This window comes from Streptomyces sp. NPDC048825 (assembly GCF_043198355.1).
GTDB lineage: Bacteria > Actinomycetota > Actinomycetes > Streptomycetales > Streptomycetaceae > Streptomyces > Streptomyces xiangluensis.
Window position 1 is genome coordinate 102,032 of sequence record NZ_JBICUR010000015.1, and the last position, 17,649, is coordinate 119,680.

Consider the following 17,649-nt stretch of genomic DNA (forward strand, 5'->3'; position numbering starts at 1 on the left):
GGTGCGGGAACTGCGAAACGTGCGGAAAGTGCCGCAGGAGGGCGCCACGACGCCTCTGACGGCCGAGGAGGAGCTGCGGGCCCGGTCGGTGTTCGCCGCCGAGATCGGCGCGCAGCTGGCCCGTCAGGGATGGGCGACGTTTCCCGCTCACACGCCTCAGGAGCGCATCCGGCTGTACGCGGTGGCGCGGATGATCGGGGAGAGGCTGGGCTGCCTCGTGGAGGCCGTGCCGGAGGACACGATCACCATGCGCTTCACAGTGGTCGGGACGGGTGACGCACTCAGCTGATCCCGGTGATCCGCGTGCGGCCCCGGGCCGCGCAGGAGGCCTGGTCCCGCACCGGTAGCCTGTGCGCCCGTGACCTCCACCCTGATCTGGATCGTGGTCGCCCTTGTGGCGATCGGCCTCTACTTGAGCTGGACCGCGGGCCGACTCGACCGGCTGCATGCCCGGATCGACGCCGCGCGCGCCGCTCTCGACGCACAACTCCTGCGGCGTGCGTCGGTCGCACAGGAACTGGCCACCGCCGGAGTGCTCGATCCGGCCGCCTCGATCGTGCTCTACGAAGCGGCGCACGCGGCCCGGCAGGCCGAGGAGGAGCAGCGGGAAGTCGCCGAGAGCGACCTCAGCCAGGCCCTGCGGGCCGTCTTCGGGGAGGCACAGCAGGTCGAGGCGGTACGCGAGGCCCCCGGCGGCGAGGAGGCCGCCGGCGAGCTCGCCCAGGCGGTGCGCCGGGTGCCGATGGCCCGCCGTTTCCACAACGACGCCGTACGCGCCGCCCGCGCCCTGCGCCGCCACCGCAAGGTCCGCTGGTTCCGGCTGGCCGGCCACGCACCATTCCCGCTGGCCTTCGAAATGGACGACGAGCCTCCGGCGGCCTTGGCCGATCGCGCGGCCTAGGTGCGGGCTGGGCACCTGGCCTGGGTTTCGCTCCGCCGCCCCTATCCGTCCCGAGGCGCTGATCTTGAGCCCGTCCGGCGTTTGCGGACGAGGCCGTTCAGGCCGATGGGGGTCTGGGGGCGCAGCCCCCAGCGGGACCGGGGCAGCGCCCCGGCAGGGGACGGGTAGGAGCGGCGGGGGCGAAATCATGCCACCGGCTCCCCATTGGCCCTTGCAGTGGCCTGGTCCCCTCGCGTTTCCTCGGTGTTTGCAGAAACCCTCTTTCAGCGAGTGAGGTCAACCCGTGTCGAGCACGCTCTCCAACTCCGCCCAGGCTCCCGAAACCGGCACCGCGCGCGTGAAGCGCGGTATGGCCGAGCAGCTCAAGGGCGGTGTGATCATGGACGTCGTCACGCCGGAGCAGGCGAAGATCGCCGAGGACGCGGGCGCCGTCGCCGTCATGGCCCTGGAGCGGGTCCCGGCGGACATCCGCAAGGACGGCGGCGTGGCCCGGATGTCCGACCCGGACATGATCGAGGGCATCATCGAGGCCGTGTCCATCCCGGTGATGGCCAAGTCGCGGATCGGCCACTTCGTGGAGGCCCAGGTCCTGCAGTCCCTCGGCGTCGACTACATCGACGAGTCCGAGGTCCTCACCCCGGCCGACGAGGTCAACCACTCCGACAAGTGGGCCTTCACCACGCCGTTCGTCTGCGGCGCCACGAACCTCGGCGAGGCCCTGCGCCGCATAGCCGAGGGCGCGGCCATGATCCGCTCCAAGGGCGAGGCCGGCACGGGGAACGTCGTCGAGGCCGTCCGCCACCTGCGCCAGATCAAGAACGAGATCGCCCGCCTCAAGGGCTACGACAACAACGAGCTGTACGCCGCCGCCAAGGACCTCCGCGCCCCGTACGAGCTCGTCAAGGAGGTCGCCGCACTCGGCAAGCTCCCGGTGGTGCTGTTCTCGGCCGGTGGTGTCGCCACTCCCGCCGACGCCGCCCTGATGCGCCAGCTCGGCGCCGAAGGCGTCTTCGTGGGCTCCGGCATCTTCAAGTCGGGCGACCCGGCCAAGCGCGCCGCCGCCATCGTGAAGGCCACCACCTTCTACGACGACCCCAAGATCATCGCGGACGCCTCCCGCAACCTGGGCGAGGCCATGGTCGGCATCAACTGCGACACCCTCCCCGAGGCCGAGCGCTACGCGAACCGCGGCTGGTAAGCACCCCATGACTGAAGCACCCGTCATAGGCGTCCTGGCCCTCCAAGGCGACGTACGGGAGCACCTCATCGCCCTGTCCGCGGCCGATGCCGAGGCCAGGGCGGTGCGGCGCCCCGAGGAACTCGCCGAGGTCGACGGACTGATCATTCCCGGCGGCGAGTCCACCACCATCTCCAAGCTGGCCGTCCTCTTCGGAGTGATGGAACCCCTCCGCGCGCGCGTGCGGGCCGGAATGCCCGTCTACGGCACCTGCGCCGGCATGATCATGCTCGCCGACAAGATCCTCGACCCGCGTTCGGGCCAGGAGACCATCGGCGGCATCGACATGATCGTGCGCCGCAACGCCTTCGGACGGCAGAACGAATCCTTCGAAGCGGCCGTCGACGTGAAGGGCGTGGAAGGCGATCCTGTAGAGGGCGTTTTCATCCGCGCCCCCTGGGTCGAGTCCGTCGGAGCCGAGGCCGAGGTGCTCGCCGAGCACGAAGGCCACATCGTCGCCGTACGCCAGGGCAACGCGCTCGCCACGTCGTTCCACCCGGAACTGACCGGCGACCACCGCGTGCACGGTCTGTTTGTCGACATGGTGCGCGCGGACCGTACAGCGGAGTCCTTGTAGGATCTCTGCCGTTCGGACAGAGATGGGTTACGCGAAGGAGACAGGCAGATGTCCGGCCACTCTAAATGGGCCACGACGAAGCACAAGAAGGCCGTGATCGACGCCAAGCGCGGCAAGCTCTTCGCGAAGCTGATCAAGAACATCGAGGTCGCGGCGCGCATGGGCGGCGTGGACCTGGACGGCAATCCGACGCTGTACGACGCCGTGCAGAAGGCGAAGAAGTCGTCGGTCCCGAACAAGAACATCGATTCCGCGATCAAGCGCGGTGGTGGTCTCGAGGCCGGTGGCGCCGACTACGAGACCATCATGTACGAGGGTTACGGTCCGAACGGTGTCGCGGTGCTCATCGAGTGCCTCACGGACAACCGCAACCGCGCCGCCTCCGACGTACGCGTCGCCATGACGCGTAACGGCGGCTCGATGGCCGACCCGGGCTCGGTCTCGTACCTCTTCAACCGCAAGGGCGTCGTCATCGTCCCCAAGGGCGAGCTGTCCGAGGACGACGTCCTGGGTGCCGTACTCGAGGCGGGCGCCGAGGAGGTCAACGACCTGGGCGAGTCCTTCGAGGTGCTCAGCGAGGCCACCGACCTGGTCGCGGTCCGCACCGCCCTCCAGGACGCCGGCATCGACTACGACTCCGCAGAGGCCAACTTCGTCCCGACCATGCAGGTCGAGCTGGACGAGGAGGGCGCCAAGAAAATCTTCAAGCTGATCGACGCCCTGGAGGACAGCGACGACGTGCAGAACGTCTTCGCCAACTTCGACGTCAGCGACGAGGTCATGGAGAAGGCGAGCGCGTAGCGCTACCGCGAGCGCCGCAGGTTTCGGCGGGCCGGTGGGACCTCTCCCACCGGCCCGCCGCTGTTGTCGGTGGCAGCGGATAGCCTGGCGTCAATCAAAAGATCACCGTCCACGGACCGTAACCATCAATTGAGGAACCCGGATGGTGCTCAGCCAGGTCCGCGAGAGCGGCGGCGGTTCAGGCCGCAAAGAGGGGGGCTGGATGCGTGTACTGGGTGTCGACCCGGGGCTGACCCGATGCGGCGTCGGTGTTGTCGAGGGCGTCGCCGGGCGCCCCTTGACGATGCTCGGCGTCGGGGTCGTACGGACGCCCTCGGACGCCGATGTCGGCCACCGCCTCGTCGCCATCGAGCAGGGCATCGAGCAGTGGATCGACGAGCACCGGCCCGAATACGTCGCCGTGGAGCGGGTGTTCAGCCAGCACAACGTACGGACGGTCATGGGCACCGCCCAGGCCAGCGCTGTCGCCATGCTCTGCGCGTCCCGTCGCGGACTGCCCGTAGCCCTGCACACCCCCAGCGAGGTCAAGGCGGCCGTGACCGGCAACGGCCGGGCCGACAAGGCCCAAGTCGGCGCCATGGTCACCCGCCTGCTGCGGCTCGACGCACCCCCGAAGCCCGCCGATGCCGCCGACGCCCTCGCGCTCGCCATCTGTCACATCTGGCGTGCCCCGGCCACCAACCGTCTGCAACAGGCCCACGCCCAGGCCCGCGAGGCCCAAGCCAGGGCCCAACAGGCCCGGCAGCAGGCCCAGTCACTTGCCCGAAAGGCCCCCCGATGATCGCCTTCGTCAGCGGCCCGGTCGCCGCCCTCGCCCCCGACTCCGCGGTGGTCGAAGTGGGCGGCATCGGCATCTCCGTCCAGTGCACGCCGGGCACGCTGTCCGGACTCCGCATGGGCAAGGAGGCGAAACTCGCCACGTCCCTCGTCGTACGGGAGGATTCGCTGACCCTGTACGGCTTCGTGGACGACGACGAGCGGCAGACCTTCGAGTTGCTGCAGACCGCGAGCGGTGTCGGCCCGCGGCTGGCTCAGGCGATGCTCGCCGTGCACAGCCCGGACGACCTGCGCCGCGCGATCTCCACCGGTGACGAGAAGGCGCTCATGGCTGTCCCGGGCATCGGCAAGAAGGGGGCCCAGAAACTCCTCCTGGAGCTCAAGGACCGCCTCGGCGAACCTCTCGGCACGGGCCGCCCGGCCGTCGGTACGCCCGTCTCTACCGGCTGGCGCGAGCAGTTGCACGCCGCGCTCATCGGACTCGGGTACGCGACAAGGGAGGCCGACGAGGCGGTCTCGGCCGTCGCGCCGCAGGCAGAGGCCTCCGAAGGGGCTCCCCAGGTGGGCCAGTTGCTGAAGTCCGCCCTGCAGAGCCTGAACAGGGCGCGCTAGCAGGCGAGTTCCGCGCACAGGCACGCACGCCCGTACGAACTACCAGACCGCGAGGCACACGTAATGCTGCATCTTCCCGGGGGGCAACCCCCGGACCCCCGGCCGGACGACCTCCCCGGCACCCCCTTGGGAGGTGAACTTCAGTGAACTGGGACGACCCGACCGACGAGAGCGCCGCCGAGCGGCTCGTCGGTGCGTCCGCCGACCGTGAGGACCAGGCCGTCGAGGCCGCCCTGCGCCCCAAGGACCTGGACGAGTTCATCGGCCAGGAGAAGGTCCGCGAGCAGCTCGACCTCGTCCTGCGCGCGGCACGCGCGCGTGGCGCCACGGCCGACCACGTACTGCTCTCCGGGGCTCCCGGCCTCGGCAAGACCACCCTCTCGATGATCATCGCGGCCGAGATGGAGGCCCCGATCCGCATCACCAGCGGCCCCGCCATCCAGCACGCGGGAGACCTGGCCGCGATCCTGTCCTCCCTCCAGGAGGGCGAGGTCCTCTTCCTCGACGAGATCCACCGCATGTCGCGGCCCGCCGAGGAGATGCTCTACATGGCGATGGAGGACTTCCGCGTCGACGTCATCGTCGGCAAGGGCCCCGGAGCCACCGCCATCCCGCTCGAACTGCCGCCCTTCACCCTGGTCGGCGCCACCACGCGCGCGGGACTGCTGCCGCCCCCGCTGCGCGACCGCTTCGGCTTCACCGCGCACATGGAGTTCTACGAGCCCGCCGAACTGGAGCGCGTCATCCACCGCTCCGCGCACCTGCTCGACCTCGAGATCGGTGCCGAGGGAGCCGCCGAGATCGCCGGACGTTCCCGGGGGACGCCCCGTATCGCCAACCGCCTGCTGCGCCGCGTGCGCGACTACGCCCAGGTCAAGGCCGACGGCGTCATCACCCGGGACATCGCCGCGGCGGCCCTCGCCGTGTACGAGGTGGACGACCGAGGTCTCGACCGCCTCGACCGCGCCGTCCTCGAAGCCCTGCTCAAGCTCTTCGGCGGCGGACCGGTCGGCCTGTCCACGCTCGCCGTGGCAGTGGGGGAGGAGCGCGAAACGGTCGAAGAGGTCGCCGAGCCCTTCCTCGTACGCGAGGGACTGCTGGCCCGCACTCCCCGCGGCCGCGTCGCCACACCGGCCGCATGGGCGCATTTCGGCCTCACCCGGCCCGGGCCTTCCGCCGGTGGAAACGGACAACAGGACCTGTTCGGGGCGTGAGGGGGCGCAGACTCGCCGGACGAGGAACCACGGTGTAATGCTGGGCGTTGTTCCTTGAGTGCGGACTCGCTTAGACTCCGCCGATGCCGCCTTTGTCGGCGGCGCATATATACCCCCATCCATCAGGCCGCACAGCATCGCGGTCGAATGAAGGAAGTTCCGACCCGTGAGTCTCGTGACCCTCCTCCCGTTCATCGTGCTCATCGGGGCCATGTTCCTGATGACCCGGTCGGCCAAGAAGAAGCAGCAAGCCGCTGCGCAGATGCGCAACGAAATGCAGCCAGGCTCCGGTATCCGCACGATCGGCGGCATGTACGCGACGGTGAAGGAGGTCAACGAGGACACGGTCCTCGTTGACGCAGGCCCGGGCGTCGACCTGCTCTTCGCCAAGAACGCCATCGGTGCCGTCCTCAGCGACGACGAGTACAACCGCATCGTCCACGGCGTCGAGCACGACCTGAAGACCGACGAAGCCGTCGTCCCGGACGATGCCTCCTCCCTCACCGAGACCGACGAGCCCGCCGACTCTTCCGACGACCAGCCCATCGACCTCGGCAAGAAGGAAGCGGCCGACGAGACCGCCGACGAGGAGCCGAAGAAGGCCGATGACGCAGAGCTGAAGAAGTCCGACGGCGAGTCCGACGCGAAGTAGTCATGACCGGGGACCGCGGAGTGCGCCGCTCGCGCACCGCGGTCCCCGGGTCATGTTGTTTCGCGGGGAATCTCGACACCATTTATTGGCCGTCCGCGCAGGTGCCCCGTCGCCGGGCGGACAACGAGGGAGAACGAGAAGGTGGCAGCACCTAAGAAGGGCCGAAAGCAGAGCGCCCAGGGGAAGCCGGGTCGCACTCTGGCCCTGATGCTGATCGCGATCGTGGCGCTCACCGGTGGCATGTTCGCCTCCGGGCACACGACGCCGCGCCTCGGCATCGACCTCGCCGGCGGCACGAGCATCACGCTCGAGGCCCAGAACGAGCCAGGTCAGAAGAACGCGATCAACCCGACCAACATGAAGACCGCGGTCGGCATCATGGAGCGTCGCGTCAACGGCCTGGGCGTCTCCGAGGCGGAGGTCCAGACGCAGGGCGACAAGAACATCATCGTCAACATCCCCAAGGGCACGAACTCGGCGCAGGCCCGGGAGCAGGTCGGTACCACCGCCAAGCTCTACTTCCGCCCGGTTCTGACCGGGGCGCCGACGGGTAGTGCGACGGACCCCGGCGCTTCCCCGTCACCCAGCCCTTCCGGGAACTCCGCGTCGCCTTCTGCCTCCGGGAAGTCTCCCTCGCCGACTCCCTCCGCCACTGCCACCACCCAGGGCCGCGCGGTGACGGAGGGCCTCGCCGCGAAGGATGACGCGAAGAAGGCGGACCCGACGCCCTCCACGACGCCCAGCGGCAGCGCCTCCCCGCCGGCCGACCCCTCCGACGGCAGCGCCGCTGCCGCCGACGTGCAGAAGCGGCTGGACGCGCTGGACTGTTCCACGGCGAAGGGCCGTGCCGCGGCGAGCGAGAAGGCCAGCCAGGCCAAGGACTCCGAAACCATCGTCGCCTGCGATCCGGAGTCCCAGTACAAGTACGCGCTCGGTCCGGTCTCCGTGAACGGCGAGCGGGTCGAGGACGCCAGTGCCGTGTTCGCGACGACGACCGGCGAGGGCTGGATCGTCCAGATGAAGTTCGACAACAAGGGTTCGGATCAGTTCGCCGATGTCACCGGCAAGCTGGTGGGCCAGACGCCGCCGCAGAACCAGTTCGCCATCGTCCTCGACGGCGAGATCGTCTCGGCTCCGTCGGTCAACACGGCGATCACCGGCGGATCCGCCCAGATCTCCGGCGGCTTCACCCAGCAGTCCGCCGAGGACCTGGCGAACGTCCTGTCCTACGGCGCCCTCCCGCTCACCTTCAAGGAGGCGAGCGTCACCACGGTCGACGCCGCGCTCGGCGGCGAGCAGCTGGAGGCCGGTCTGATCGCAGGCGCCATCGGCCTCGCCCTGGTCATCATCTACCTGCTGCTCTACTACCGCGGCCTGTCGCTGATCGCCATCGCCTCACTGCTGGTCTCAGCGGTCATGACGTACGTGATCATGTCGCTGCTCGGTCCGGCCATCGGCTTCGCGCTGAACCTGCCGGCGGTCTGCGGTGCGATCGTCGCGATCGGTATTACCGCGGACTCGTTCATCGTGTTCTTCGAACGCATCCGTGACGAAGTCCGTGAGGGCCGTACGCTGCGGCCCGCCGTCGAACGGGGCTGGCCGCGCGCCCGGCGCACCATCCTGGTCTCCGACTTCGTGTCGTTCCTCGCCGCCGCGGTGCTCTTCATCGTCACCGTCGGCAAGGTCCAGGGCTTCGCGTTCACGCTGGGTCTGACCACCGTCCTGGACGTGGTCGTGGTCTTCTTCTTCACCAAGCCGCTGATGACGATCCTCGCCCGCAAGAAGTTCTTCGCGAGCGGCCACAGCTGGTCCGGCCTGGACCCGAAGCGCCTCGGCGCCAAGCCACCGCTGCGCCGCTCCCGCCGCGTATCCGCTCCCGTCGACCCGAAGGAGGCGTGAGATGTCGAAGCTCGGCAACCTCGGCGCCCGTCTCTACCGCGGTGAGGTCGGCTACGACTTCGTCGGCAAGCGCAAGCTCTGGTACGGCGTCTCGATCCTGATCACCATCACGGCCATCGTCGGCCTGGCGGTACGCGGCCTGAACATGGGCATCGAGTTCGAGGGCGGTGCCGTCTTCACCACTCCGAAGACCAGCGTCTCGGCCTCCCAGGCGGAGGAGTACGCGGAGGAGGCAGCCGGCCACGACGCGATCGTGCAGGGCCTCGGCAGTGGCGGGCTGCGCATCCAGGTCGCCGGTTTGGACACGGACACGTCCGACCAGGTCAAGTCCGAGCTCGCCCAGGACATGAACCTCGCTTCGGAGAGGATCAGCGCCGAACTCGTCGGACCCAGCTGGGGTGACCAGATCGCCACCAAGGCCTGGCAGGGCCTGGGGATCTTCCTGGTCCTGGTGGTGATCTATCTGGCGATCGCCTTCGAGTGGCGCATGGCGTTGGCGGCGTTCGTCGCCCTCATCCATGACATCACCATCACGGTCGGTATCTACGCCCTCGTCGGCTTCGAAGTCACACCAGGCACCGTGATCGGTCTGCTGACGATCCTGGGTTATTCGCTGTACGACACAGTCGTCGTCTTCGACAGCCTCAAGGAACAGACGAAGGACCTCACCAAACAGACTCGCTGGACCTACAGCGAGGTGGCGAACCGCTCGATCAACAGCACCCTCGTGCGCTCCATCAACACCACGGTGGTCGCACTGCTCCCGGTCGCCGGACTGCTGTTCATCGGTGGCGGCGTACTCGGCGCGGGCATGCTCAACGACATCTCGCTGTCGCTGTTCGTGGGCCTCGCGGCCGGTGCGTACTCCTCGATCTTCATCGCCACTCCGCTCGTCGCCGACCTCAAGGAGCGCGAGCCGCAGATGAAGGCGCTCAAGAAGCGCGTACTCGCCAAGCGCGCCTCGGCGGCCTCGCAGAGCGAGCCCCAGGAGGCCCCGGCCGTCGACGAGCCGTACGACGAGGGGCCGGAAGACGCGGCGCCCGCGGTCGTCGGGCCGCCGCGCGGCCAGCGTTCCCAGCCGTCGTCCCGCAACAGGGGCCGCGGCCGACCTTCCGGGAAGCGCCGATGAGCGAGCTCACAGACATCTCGGAGTTGCTCCTCAGCCGTATCCGGGACGTGGCCGACTATCCGGAGCCGGGCGTGATGTTCAAGGACATCACCCCGCTCCTGGCCGACCCGGCGGCGTTCACGGCACTCACCGACGCGCTCGCCGAGATCAGCGTCCGCAGCGGCGCCACGAAGATCGTGGGCCTGGAGGCCCGTGGCTTCATCCTCGGCGCCCCCGTAGCGGTCCGCGCCGGGCTCGGCTTCATCCCCGTCCGCAAGGCCGGCAAGCTCCCAGGGGCGACGCTGAGCCAGGCGTACGAGCTGGAGTATGGCTCGGCCGAGATCGAGGTGCACGCCGAGGACCTGGCCGTGGGCGACCGCGTCATGGTCGTCGACGACGTCCTCGCCACCGGAGGCACCGCGGAGGCCGCGCTCCAGCTGATCCGCCGGGCCGGCGCCGAGGTGGCCGGGGTGGCCGTCCTCATGGAGCTCGGCTTCCTCGGCGGCCGGGGGCGGCTGGAACCGGCCCTCGCCGGCGCCCCGCTGGAGGCGCTCCTCACGGTCTGAGCGACGCGCGGGCACCCTGAGGCAGGGCGTACGCAAGGCCTGGGACACTCGTAGGACACCGCGGAGGCGGGCCCGGAGGAATCCGGTGCCCGCCTCCTGCGTTTCTCCTGGACAAGGCCGTCTCTCCGGGCGAAGGCGAGTCCGCAGCACGGGATCGCTACCATGGGATCTCCGGAGCCTGACCGGGGGACCCGGATCGCGCACGAGGAGCCCTCTTGGCAGACGAGGCCCAGCCACTGACTCCCAGGGCTGAACACCTGGGGGCACCCCCAGCCGCCAAGCCCGATTCGACGACGGGCACCGCGGCCGCGCCCACGAAGAACGCCAGGAGCGACACCGGCGGGCCGGTCCAGCATGCCCAGCCCGCCTCCGGCGGCACAGCGGCCGAGCAGTCGCGCCCGAAGCCTGCTCCTGCCGAGCGCGAGCGGCCCAAGCCCTCACCCACGCCCACGACCGCACCCGCGGTTCGCCCCGCGCCCGGCCAGCCCGCCCGCTCCGGCGGCTCGTCCAATCGCGTACGCGCCCGTCTCGCTCGCCTCGGCGTCCAGCGCTCCAACCCGTACAACCCGGTCCTGGAGCCCCTGCTGCGGATAGTGCGCAGCAACGACCCGAAGATCGAGACCTCCACGCTCCGCCAGGTCGAGAAGGCCTACCAGGTCGCCGAGCGCTGGCACCGCGGCCAGAAGCGCAAGAGCGGCGACCCGTACATCACGCACCCGCTCGCCGTCACCACCATCCTCGCCGAGCTCGGCATGGACCCGGCCACCCTGATGGCAGGCCTGCTGCACGACACCGTCGAGGACACCGAATACGGGCTCGAGCAGCTGCGCCGCGACTTCGGCGACCAGGTCGCTCTCCTCGTCGACGGCGTCACCAAGCTGGACAAGGTCAAGTTCGGCGAGGCGGCCCAGGCCGAGACCGTACGCAAGATGGTCGTCGCGATGGCCAAGGACCCCCGTGTCCTGGTCATCAAGCTCGCCGACCGCCTGCACAACATGCGAACGATGCGCTACCTCAAGCGCGAGAAGCAGGAGAAGAAGGCGCGCGAGACCCTCGAGATCTACGCGCCGCTCGCCCACCGCCTGGGCATGAACACCATCAAATGGGAGCTGGAGGACCTCGCCTTCGCGATCCTCTACCCCAAGATGTACGACGAGATCGTCCGCCTCGTCGCCGAGCGCGCCCCCAAGCGCGACGAGTACCTGGCCATAGTGACCGACGAGGTCCAGTCCGACCTGCGCGCCGCCCGTATCAAGGCGACCGTCACCGGGCGCCCGAAGCACTACTACAGCGTCTACCAGAAGATGATCGTCCGAGGCCGTGACTTCGCGGAGATCTACGACCTGGTGGGCATTCGTGTACTGGTCGACACCGTCAGGGACTGCTACGCCGCCCTCGGCACCGTGCACGCGCGATGGAACCCGGTCCCCGGCCGGTTCAAGGACTACATCGCGATGCCCAAGTTCAACATGTACCAGTCGCTGCACACGACGGTCATCGGGCCCAACGGCAAGCCCGTCGAACTCCAGATCCGTACGTTCGACATGCACCGCCGCGCCGAGTACGGCATCGCCGCGCACTGGAAGTACAAGCAGGACCCCTCCGCGGGCGCCTCCAAGGTGCGCACGGACGCGCCGAAGGGCCTGGGCAAGGACAAGGACGCCGTCAACGACATGGCGTGGCTGCGCCAGCTGCTCGACTGGCAGAAGGAGACCGAGGACCCCAGCGAGTTCCTGGAGTCCCTGCGCTTCGACCTGTCCCGCAACGAGGTCTTCGTCTTCACGCCCAAGGGCGACGTCATAGCGCTCCCCGCGGGCGCGACCCCGGTGGACTTCGCCTACGCGGTCCACACGGAGGTCGGCCACCGGACCATCGGCGCGCGGGTCAACGGTCGCCTCGTACCGCTCGAATCGACCCTGGACAACGGCGACCTGGTGGAGGTCTTCACCTCCAAGGCGGCCGGCGCGGGCCCCTCCCGCGACTGGCTCGGTTTCGTGAAGTCACCGCGGGCCCGCAACAAGATCCGCGCCTGGTTCTCCAAGGAGCGCCGCGACGAGGCCATCGAACACGGCAAGGACGCCATCGTCCGCGCGATGCGCAAGCAGAACCTGCCCATCCAGCGCATCCTCACCGGCGACTCCCTGGTCACGCTCGCCCACGAGATGCGCTACCCCGACATCTCCGCGCTGTACGCGGCGATCGGCGAGGGCCATGTGTCCGCGCAGAACGTCGTGCAGAAGCTCGTCCAGGCGCTCGGCGGCGAGGAGGCCGCCACCGAGGAGATCGACGAGAGCGTGCCGCCCGCGCGCGGGCGCAGCCGCAAACGCCGCTCCAGCGCCGACCCGGGCGTCGTGGTCAAGGGCGTCGACGACGTGTGGGTCAAGCTGGCCCGCTGTTGTACGCCCGTCCCCGGCGACCCCATCATGGGCTTCGTCACGCGCGGCAGCGGCGTATCGGTCCACCGCACCGACTGCGTCAATGTCGACTCCCTGTCCCGCGAGCCCGAGCGCATCCTCGAGGTCGAGTGGGCGCCCACCCAGTCCTCGGTCTTCCTGGTCGCCATCCAGGTCGAGGCCCTGGACCGCTCACGCCTCCTCTCGGACGTCACGCGCGTCCTCTCGGACCAGCACGTCAACATCCTCTCCGCGGCCGTCCAGACCTCCCGCGACCGGGTGGCCACCTCCCGCTTCACCTTCGAGATGGGGGACCCGAAGCACCTGGGTCACGTCCTGAAGGCCGTACGGGGCGTGGAAGGCGTGTACGACGTGTACCGGGTGACGTCGGCACGCAGGCCGTAACGACCGCTGCGCCGCTAGTACGCAGAAGGGGCTTCCGTACGTTGCGTACGGAAGCCCCTTCTGCGTAGCAGCGGGAAAACTGCGGGAAGACTCAGCCGCCGAACTCCTGCAGACCCTTCAGCGCCTGGTCCAGCAGCGCCTGACGGCCATCGAGCTCCCTCTGGAGCTTGTCGGCCTTGGCGTTGTTGCCCGCGGCGCGCGCCGCTTCGATCTGGCCCTGGAGCTTGTCCACCGCGGCCTGGAGCTGACCGGTCAGACCCTCGGCACGCGCACGTGCCTCCGGGTTCGTCCGGCGCCACTCGGTTTCCTCGGACTCCTGGATGGCCCGCTCGACCGCGTGCATCCGGCCCTCGACCTTCGGGCGGGCGTCGCGCGGCACATGACCGATGGCCTCCCAGCGCTCGTTGATGGCGCGGAAGGCGGCGCGGGCCGCCTTCAGATCCGTCACCGGGAGGATCTTCTCGGCCTCTTGGGCCAGCTCCTCCTTGAGCTTGAGGTTCTCGGCCTGCTCCGCGTCCCGCTCGGCGAAGACCGAGCTGCGGGCCGCGAAGAAGATGTCCTGGGCGCCGCGGAAGCGGTTCCACAGGTCGTCCTCGTGCTCGCGCTGGGCGCGGCCCGCGGCCTTCCACTCCGACATCAGCTCGCGGTAGCGCGCCGCCGTCGGACCCCAGTCCGTGGAGCCGGACAGTGCCTCGGCCTCCGCGACCAGCTTCTCCTTGGTCTTGCGGGCCTCCTCGCGCTGCGCGTCCAGCTGCGCGAAGTGCGCCTTGCGGCGCTTGGAGAACGCCGAGCGGGCATGCGAGAAGCGGTGCCACAGCTCGTCGTCCGACTTGCGGTCGAGCCGCGGCAGCCCCTTCCAGGTGTCCACCAGGGCTCGCAGCCGCTCGCCGGCCGCCCGCCACTGGTCGGACTGCGCCAGCTCCTCCGCCTCGGCGACCAGCGCCTCCTTGGAGTGCCGCGCCTCGTCGGACTGCTTCGCCCGCTGGGCCTTGCGCTCCTCGCGGCGCTTGTCGACCGTCTCCACGAGCTTGTCCAGCCGGACCCGAAGGGCGTCCAGGTCGCCGACTACGTGATGGGCGTCGACTTGCTCGCGGATGTGGTCGATCGCGGCCATCGCATCCTTGGCCGACAGGTCGGTGGTCTTCACTCGTCGCTCGAGGAGGCCGATCTCCACAACCAGGCCCTCGTACTTGCGCTCGAAGTAGGCCAGTGCCTCGTCAGGAGAGCCGGCCTGCCAGGAACCGACGACCTGCTCGCCATCGGCCGTACGCACGTACACGGTGCCCGTCTCGTCGACGCGGCCCCACGGGTCGCTGCTCACAGCGCCTCCTCCACATGATGCCTGCGTAGGGTGGCTGTACCCCCGGCATCGTCCACAGTTTCGTCACGGCCAACATAGGCGACCGGCGGGGCGGCTGTCCGCATACCGCGCGACCGAAATTCCGCACCTGGCGATCAGGATTTCGTCACGGTCGCCTTGTTGATCACGACCGTCGCATTCGGTGCGGTGGTGCCAGTCGTGGGGTCGGCGGGCTGGGCGCCGGCGTCCGAGATCTTCTTCAGGACCTCCATGCCTTCCTTGGAGATCGTTCCGAACGGCGTGTAGTCGGGCGGCAGCTGACTGTCCTGGTACACGAGGAAGAACTGGCTGCCACCGGAGTCGCGGCCCTCCTTCGTCTGCGCGTTGTACTGGTTGGCCATGGCCACCGTGCCCGCCGGATACACCTTCCCCTTCAGGCGCTCGTCCTTCAGGTTCTCGTCCGGAATGGTGTAACCGGGACCGCCAGTGCCATCACCCTTGGGGTCACCGCACTGGAGCACGTAGATGCCCTCGGGGACGAGCCGATGGCACTTGGTGTGGTCCAGATAGCCCTTGCCCACCAGGAAGTTGAACGAGTTCACCGTACGCGGAGCCTTCGACGCCGGCATCTCGATGTCCATCGTGCCGCAGGTCGTCTCAAGCTTCATCGTGTAGTCCGCCGACTTGTCGATGGTCATCGCCGGCTCCTTCTTGTAACTGAGCGGCTTCACCTTGCCCGCGGCGGGCTTCTCGCAGGGGTCCGGCGCCTTGCTGGGGGAGGCGCTCGGGGTCACCTCCGCATTCGCGTTGTCCTTCGTGTCGTCGCCCTTGAGGGCATCCGTCATGGTCGCGACCCCGACCAGCACCAGGATCACACCGAGCGCCGACGCGATGGAGGCGTTGCGGACACGTGCCTTGCGCCGCGCGGCCGTACGCCGCTGCTGCTGCCGCAAGAACTTCTCCCGGGCGAGCTGACGCCGCCGCTGTTCCTGGGTGACCACCGGGTTCTCTCCTCATGCGTCTCGTACGTCAGGTGGGACGCGTGCGTCTTGTGAGCCGACCGCCTGCGTGTGCCCCGTACCGTATATGGGTTCGCTGTGGTTCCGGCAGCGCCGGTAGGCTCTGGTCCACAGCCACCCGCCCCCCTACGACATACCGAAGGACGATCGTGCTCATTGCCGGGTTCCCCGCCGGGGCCTGGGGCACCAACTGTTATCTGGTTGCCCCCGCCGCAGGCGAGGAGTGCGTGATCATCGACCCGGGCCACGAGGCCGCCGAGGGAGTCGAGGAAACGCTGAAGAAGCATCGGCTCAAGCCGGTCGCCGTCGTCCTCACGCACGGCCACATCGACCACGTGGCCTCGGTCGTCCCGGTGTGCGGCGCGCACGGCGTACCGGCGTGGATCCACCCCGAGGACCGGTACATGATGACGGACCCGTCGATGGGTCTCGGCCGTTCCATCGGGATGCCGCTCATGGGAGAGCTGACCGTGGGGGAGCCGGACGACGTCAAGGAGCTGACCGACGGCGCGAAGCTGGAGTTGGCCGGTCTGGAGCTGTCCGTCGCGCACGCGCCGGGCCATACGAAGGGGTCGGTGACCTTCGGGCTGCCCGAGGCGGCGGATATCCCGCCGATCTTCTTCTCGGGCGACCTGTTGTTCGCCGGCTCCATCGGACGCACCGACCTGCCCGGCGGTGACATGGCCGAGATGCTCGACTCGCTGGCCCGCGTGTGCCTGCCGCTCGACGACTCGACCGTGGTGCTGTCCGGTCACGGCCCCCAGACGACCATCGGCCAGGAGCGCGCCACCAACCCGTATCTGCGGCAGGTGGCGGCCGGCCCGGCAGCGGATCCCGAATCCGCTCCTCGACGAGGAATGTGACGAGAGACTTCCGTGAGCACCTTCAAGGCCCCCAAGGGCACGTACGACCTGATTCCCCCGGACAGTGCGAAGTTCCTCGCCGTGCGCGAGGCGATCGCCGCCCCGCTGCGGAACTCCGGTTACGGCTACATCGAGACGCCCGGCTTCGAGAGTGTCGAGCTCTTCGCGCGCGGGGTCGGTGAGTCCACCGACATCGTGACCAAGGAGATGTACGCCTTCGAGACCAAGGGCGGCGACAAGCTCGCGCTGCGGCCCGAGGGCACCGCTTCCGTACTGCGTGCCGCGCTCGAGGCCAACCTCCACAAGCTGGGCAACCTCCCGGTCAAGCTCTGGTATTCGGGCTCGTACTACCGCTACGAGCGCCCGCAGAAGGGCCGTTACCGCCACTTCTCCCAGGTGGGCGCGGAGGCGATCGGGGCCGAAGACCCCGCGCTGGACGCCGAGTTGATCATCCTGGCGGACCAGGCGTACCGCTCACTCGGCCTGCGGAACTTCCGCATCCTGCTCAACTCGCTGGGCGACAAGGAGTGCCGTCCGGTGTACCGGGCCGCGCTGCAGGACTTCCTGCGCGGGCTCGAACTCGACGAGGACACGCTGCGCCGCGCCCAGATCAACCCTCTGCGCGTCCTCGACGACAAGCGCGACGACGTGCAGAAGCAGCTCGTGGGGGCGCCGTTGCTGCGTGACTACCTCTGCGACGCGTGCAAGGCGTACCACGAGGAGGTCCGCGAGCTGATCACGGCCGCCGGGGTCTCCTTCGAGGACGATCCGAAGCTGGTGCGCGGCCTGGACTACTACACGCGGACGACCTTCGAGTTCGTGCACGACGGTCTGGGCTCGCAGTCCGCGGTGGGCGGCGGCGGCCGCTACGACGGGCTCTCCGAGATGATCGGCGGACCCGCGCTGCCGTCGGTCGGCTGGGCGTTGGGCGTCGACCGTACGGTCCTTGCCCTGGAGGCAGAAGGCGTCGAGCTCCAACTGCCCGCGTCCACCAGCGTGTTCGCGGTGCCGCTCGGGGAAGAGGCCCGGCGGGTGCTCTTCGGGGTGGTCACCGAGTTGCGCAAGGTCGGCGTCGCGGCTGACTTCTCGTACGGCGGGAAGGGGCTCAAGGGGGCGATGAAGAGCGCGAACCGAAGTGGGGCGCGGTACGCCATCGTCGCCGGTGAGCGCGACCTTTCCGAGGGTGTCGTCCAGCTCAAGGACATGGAGTCCGGGGAGCAGGAGGCCGTCGGGGTGAACGAGATCGTGGCGGAGTTGGAAGCACGGCTGAGGTGACGTTTCGAGCGAACGTTCCGGGGCCGCTGTGCGTACCTCCTTATGTCCAG

At 69.1% G+C, this 17,649-nt stretch carries 17 protein-coding genes; 15 read left to right on the forward strand and 2 right to left on the reverse strand.

Annotated elements, in window-relative coordinates; all coding sequences use genetic code 11:
- Position 1: 1 nt before the first annotated feature.
- The 13 genes from ACGFNK_RS31855 (at position 2) to ACGFNK_RS31915 (ending at position 13,142) form a co-directional block, all read left to right on the forward strand.
- Complete coding sequence (locus ACGFNK_RS31855; RefSeq protein WP_393421422.1) at positions 2 to 289, forward strand: hypothetical protein; 288 nt, start codon at positions 2 to 4, stop codon at positions 287 to 289.
- Between the two features lie 69 nt (positions 290 to 358).
- Positions 359 to 901: a hypothetical protein gene (locus ACGFNK_RS31860; RefSeq protein WP_386346940.1), complete on the forward strand. Its 543-nt coding sequence runs from the start codon at positions 359 to 361 to the stop codon at positions 899 to 901.
- 283 nt (positions 902 to 1,184) lie between these two features.
- Entirely contained in the window at positions 1,185 to 2,099 is a 915-nt protein-coding gene (pdxS, locus tag ACGFNK_RS31865) for a pyridoxal 5'-phosphate synthase lyase subunit PdxS (RefSeq protein ID WP_344388052.1), read from the forward strand.
- Between the two features lie 7 nt (positions 2,100 to 2,106).
- On the forward strand, positions 2,107 to 2,715 hold the full coding sequence (gene pdxT / locus ACGFNK_RS31870; protein WP_386346938.1) for a pyridoxal 5'-phosphate synthase glutaminase subunit PdxT: 609 nt from the start codon (positions 2,107 to 2,109) through the stop codon (positions 2,713 to 2,715).
- Between the two features lie 48 nt (positions 2,716 to 2,763).
- A complete protein-coding gene (locus ACGFNK_RS31875; RefSeq protein ID WP_033324912.1) occupies positions 2,764 to 3,516 on the forward strand; it encodes a YebC/PmpR family DNA-binding transcriptional regulator in 753 nt (250 codons plus the stop codon).
- A gap of 202 nt (positions 3,517 to 3,718) precedes the next feature.
- A complete protein-coding gene (gene ruvC / locus ACGFNK_RS31880; RefSeq protein WP_393421425.1) occupies positions 3,719 to 4,297 on the forward strand; it encodes a crossover junction endodeoxyribonuclease RuvC in 579 nt (192 codons plus the stop codon).
- Positions 4,294 to 4,905, forward strand: coding sequence for a Holliday junction branch migration protein RuvA (ruvA, locus tag ACGFNK_RS31885; protein ID WP_393421427.1), 612 nt, complete (start codon positions 4,294 to 4,296; stop codon positions 4,903 to 4,905). Before ruvC ends, ruvA begins: the two co-directional genes overlap by 4 nt.
- A gap of 143 nt (positions 4,906 to 5,048) precedes the next feature.
- A complete protein-coding gene (ruvB, locus tag ACGFNK_RS31890) occupies positions 5,049 to 6,119 on the forward strand; it encodes a Holliday junction branch migration DNA helicase RuvB (RefSeq protein WP_393421429.1) in 1,071 nt (356 codons plus the stop codon).
- 166 nt (positions 6,120 to 6,285) lie between these two features.
- Positions 6,286 to 6,771, forward strand: a complete 486-nt coding sequence (gene yajC / locus ACGFNK_RS31895) for a preprotein translocase subunit YajC (RefSeq protein ID WP_386346930.1) — start codon at positions 6,286 to 6,288, stop codon at positions 6,769 to 6,771.
- Between the two features lie 141 nt (positions 6,772 to 6,912).
- Positions 6,913 to 8,670 (forward strand): protein translocase subunit SecD, encoded by a 1,758-nt coding sequence (secD, locus tag ACGFNK_RS31900; protein ID WP_393421431.1) that lies wholly within the window; start codon positions 6,913 to 6,915, stop codon positions 8,668 to 8,670.
- Position 8,671: 1 nt separating this feature from the next.
- Positions 8,672 to 9,799: a protein translocase subunit SecF gene (gene secF / locus ACGFNK_RS31905; RefSeq protein WP_386346926.1), complete on the forward strand. Its 1,128-nt coding sequence runs from the start codon at positions 8,672 to 8,674 to the stop codon at positions 9,797 to 9,799.
- The gene (locus ACGFNK_RS31910; RefSeq protein WP_344388062.1) at positions 9,796 to 10,344 is read left to right on the forward strand and encodes an adenine phosphoribosyltransferase; all 549 of its coding nucleotides are present in this window, start codon (positions 9,796 to 9,798) and stop codon (positions 10,342 to 10,344) included. Before secF ends, ACGFNK_RS31910 begins: the two co-directional genes overlap by 4 nt.
- Before the next feature lie 215 nt (positions 10,345 to 10,559).
- Positions 10,560 to 13,142, forward strand: coding sequence for a RelA/SpoT family protein (locus tag ACGFNK_RS31915; RefSeq protein WP_393421434.1), 2,583 nt, complete (start codon positions 10,560 to 10,562; stop codon positions 13,140 to 13,142).
- A gap of 91 nt (positions 13,143 to 13,233) precedes the next feature.
- Here ACGFNK_RS31915 and ACGFNK_RS31920 read toward each other — a convergent pair whose 3' ends face one another.
- Both ACGFNK_RS31920 and ACGFNK_RS31925 read right to left on the reverse strand, forming a co-directional pair.
- On the reverse strand, positions 13,234 to 14,463 hold the full coding sequence (locus ACGFNK_RS31920) for a DUF349 domain-containing protein (RefSeq protein WP_393421435.1): 1,230 nt from the start codon (positions 14,461 to 14,463) through the stop codon (positions 13,234 to 13,236).
- Positions 14,464 to 14,597: 134 nt separating this feature from the next.
- The gene (locus tag ACGFNK_RS31925; RefSeq protein ID WP_393421437.1) at positions 14,598 to 15,443 is read right to left on the reverse strand and encodes a peptidylprolyl isomerase; all 846 of its coding nucleotides are present in this window, start codon (positions 15,441 to 15,443) and stop codon (positions 14,598 to 14,600) included.
- Positions 15,444 to 15,610: 167 nt separating this feature from the next.
- Here ACGFNK_RS31925 and ACGFNK_RS31930 point away from each other — a divergent pair, with 167 nt between their 5' ends.
- Together ACGFNK_RS31930 and hisS are read left to right on the forward strand one after the other, a co-directional pair.
- Positions 15,611 to 16,324, forward strand: coding sequence for an MBL fold metallo-hydrolase (locus ACGFNK_RS31930; protein ID WP_393421439.1), 714 nt, complete (start codon positions 15,611 to 15,613; stop codon positions 16,322 to 16,324).
- 12 nt (positions 16,325 to 16,336) lie between these two features.
- Positions 16,337 to 17,599, forward strand: coding sequence for a histidine--tRNA ligase (hisS, locus tag ACGFNK_RS31935; protein ID WP_393421441.1), 1,263 nt, complete (start codon positions 16,337 to 16,339; stop codon positions 17,597 to 17,599).
- Positions 17,600 to 17,649: the final 50 nt, after the last annotated feature.